The organism is Sinimarinibacterium thermocellulolyticum, from assembly GCF_040327995.1.
GTDB classification, from domain to species: Bacteria; Pseudomonadota; Gammaproteobacteria; order Nevskiales; family Nevskiaceae; genus Solimonas; species Solimonas thermocellulolyticum.
The window spans coordinates 1-1,311 of sequence record NZ_JBEPIJ010000047.1; the positions used below are offsets into that span (position 1 = coordinate 1).

The window sequence follows — 1,311 nt, forward strand, 5'->3', positions numbered from 1 at the left end:
CAGCTTGCTGAAAAACCGCGCGAAAGATCGCTGCCTACGGCCCGCGAATCGAAATTTGCGTGACGAAAAGAGAGGGGATGCCCCGTTGCGACGCGTATGCGCAGTTTGAGCGCTTGTTTTTTGCTCATGTTCCACATCGCAGAGACACCTCTGCTGTCGCAGGCGGTGTAACCACCAGCTTGTGCAGGCGCATCAGGTTGTAGGCCGCCAGCGTCATCGTGAAGCGCCAGTCGACCTTGCCCAGGCCACGCAGCTTGACCCGCGCCATGCCGCCGACTTCCTTGGCCCAGCCGAAAATCTCTTCGATGCGCTTGCGCAAGATCTGGCTCACGGCATAGCCATCGGTCTTGGCGACAACCGCCGGCACGGCCGAGCGACGGTTCTTGGTGTTCTGCGCGATATGTGGCACAACCTTGGCCTTGTGTAGCCGCTCGACAAACTCGCTGGCGTCATAACCCTTGTCGGCGCCGAGCGTGATCTCACCCTCGGTCTTGATGGCGTCGATCATCGCCATCGCCGCATTGCGCTCGCCGTAGCCATCCGCCTGCGTCACGCAGCCATCGACGGCCAATCCGTTGCGGTTCTCCATCAACGCGTGACCCAGATACGCCAGCTTCGACTCCTGGCCCGGCCCTTTCCTGTACAGCCGGCATTCCGGATCGGTCTTCGACTCATGCGTCGCGTTGCTGCGCGTCTCGCCGCGAAAGTCGACTTCGACATTGGAGCCGCCGGACGGCGGTGGCGGCGTGTTGTCGTCCTTGCGGCGAAAACTCTTCATCGACGCCCACGCCTCAATCAGCGTGCCGTCGACGCTGAAATGCTCGTCCGAGATCAGGTTGCGCTTCTTGGCCTGCGCCACGACAGCGGCGAGCAGACTGCGGCCCACGTCATGGTCCACCAGGCGATCCCGATTCTTCGCGAACGTCGAGGCATCCCACACCTCGTCATCCACGCCAAGCCCCACGAACCAGCGGAACAGCAGGTTGTAGTCGAGCTGTTCCATCAGCAGTCGCTCACTGCGCACCGAGAAGAACATCTGCAGCAGCAGCGCCCTGATCAACCGCTCCGGCGGGATCGAGGGTCGCCCGGTGTGCGAGTACATCACCGTCAACGCGCCATCCATCTCCTGAAGTGCTGCATCCGCCAGCGCCCGAATCGTCCTCAGCGGATGCTTCTTCGGTACGCGCTGCTCCAGAGAAACGTAGCTGAACATCGCACCCTGCTGGATTTCTATTCCCCGCATCCCAGACCCCTGTTTGGAATGTCGCGCGTATAGACCGCAGAATTCATGCCGAGTTTTTCAGCAAGCTG

Annotated in this window: 1 protein-coding gene; it reads right to left on the minus strand. The window is 61.3% G+C overall.

The features are described 5' to 3' along the window. Positions 1–124: 124 nt before the first annotated feature. Positions 125–1,243, minus strand: a complete 1,119-nt coding sequence (locus ABSH63_RS15720; protein ID WP_352891056.1) for an IS5 family transposase — start codon at positions 1,241–1,243, stop codon at positions 125–127. Positions 1,244–1,311 lie beyond the last annotated feature (68 nt).